The sequence below is a fragment of the Olsenella sp. kh2p3 genome (genome assembly GCA_900119625.1).
In the GTDB taxonomy this organism is placed as follows: Bacteria; Actinomycetota; Coriobacteriia; order Coriobacteriales; family Atopobiaceae; genus Tractidigestivibacter.
Genome location: FPKD01000027.1, coordinates 1 through 1,512 on the forward strand (window position 1 = coordinate 1; position 1,512 = coordinate 1,512).

At 68.1% G+C, this 1,512-nt stretch carries 1 protein-coding gene; it reads left to right on the forward strand.

Features of this window, described 5'->3' with window-relative positions; genetic code table 11:
- Positions 1-1,480 (forward strand): IS3 family transposase (locus tag BT122_RS10645; protein WP_072355878.1); only part of this gene is annotated, 1,480 nt, incomplete at its 5' end.
- Positions 1,481-1,512: the final 32 nt, after the last annotated feature.

A 1,512-nucleotide genomic window follows, 5' to 3' on the forward strand; every position in this document is an offset into this window, starting at 1 on the left:
CCAGCTCGCAGCCTGGCACAGGGAATGGCTCGAGACCGGGGGCTCGCTCCACGAGAGGAGCAGGGCCTCCGAGGCGTACTCGGCGGAGCAGAGGCGGGCCGCCGTCGACCACTACCTGGAGCACGGCCGCTGCAACGCCTACACGAGGCGCGAGCTGGGGTACCCCAAGAGCTACCAGAAGCTTGCCGACTGGATCGAAGAGCTGGCGCCTGGCGAGCGCAGGACGAACGAGCCCAGGACCTTCACCCTCGAGCAGAAGCAGCGCGCCGTGACGGCGCTCGTCGGGCGGGCCGGGAGCGCACGGGAGATCGCGGACGAGGCCGGCTCGTCCCGGTGTACCCTCTACAAGTGGAAGAGGGAGCTGCTCGGAGAGGGGCCCGACATGACCGAGGCCAAGCACGACGCCCCCGCGCAAGGCGCGGGCGACGGGGACGGGAAGGCCGTCCGGGCGACGCGGGCCGACATAGACGCCCTCGAGGCGAGGAAGAGGGAGCTGGTGGAGGAGCTCCGCCGGCTCGAGCTCAGGCGCGACGTGATGGAGGGTGCCTTGGAGCTCCTGGGAAAAGGGGCGGGCGCCGACCCGGCAAACGAGCTCACGAACAGGGAGAAGACGCTGCTCGTTGAGTCCCTGCGGACGAAGTGGGGGCTCTCGGAGCTCCTCCGCGCCCTCGGCATGGCCCGCTCGAGCCACCAGTACCAGCTCAAGGCGATGAGGTCCCCGGACAGGGACGCCGAGGCGAGGGAGATGGTCTGCGCCGTCTTCGACGCCAACGACGGCACCTACGGGAGGCGCCGCATCCACGACGAGCTCAAGGCGCAGGGCCACGTCGTCGGCGAGCGCAGGATAAGGCGGATAATGGCCGAGGAGAGGCTGGAGGCGCGCGGGAAGGCGAAGCCGAAGAGGGGCTACAGCTCCTACGAGGGGGAGGTCTCGGAGCATCCCGGCAACAAGGTCGGGCAGGACTTCGAGGCGGGGCTTCCCAACTTCCTGTGGCTCACCGACGTGACGCAGTTCTCGATACCCGCGGGAAAGCTCTACCTCTCGCCGGTGCTCGACTGCTTCGACGGAGCCATCGTGAGCTGGACGACCTCGACGTCGCCGAACGCCGAGATGGCCAACTCCATGCTCAGGGCCGCGCTCGACACGACCACGGACCATGAGCGCCGCCACCTCGTGATCCACTCTGACTGCGGCTGCCACTACCGCTGGCCTGAGTGGATAGGCATCTGCGAGGAGGCCGGCATAGCCCGATCGATGTCGCGAAAGGGCTGCTCGCCGGACAACTCCAGGATGGAGGGTTTCTTCGGCACCATGAAGACCGAGATGTTCCACGGCAGGGACTGGGCGGGCGTGACGCTCGACGAGCTCGGGAAGAGGATCGACGCCTACATAGAGCGCCACAACACGACCAGGATCAAACGGTCGCTCGGCTCGATGAGCCCGCTACAATACCGACGGAGCCTGGGGCTGGCGGCCTAGGCGAGGAGGTACGGAAAAGCGGTACCACCCCC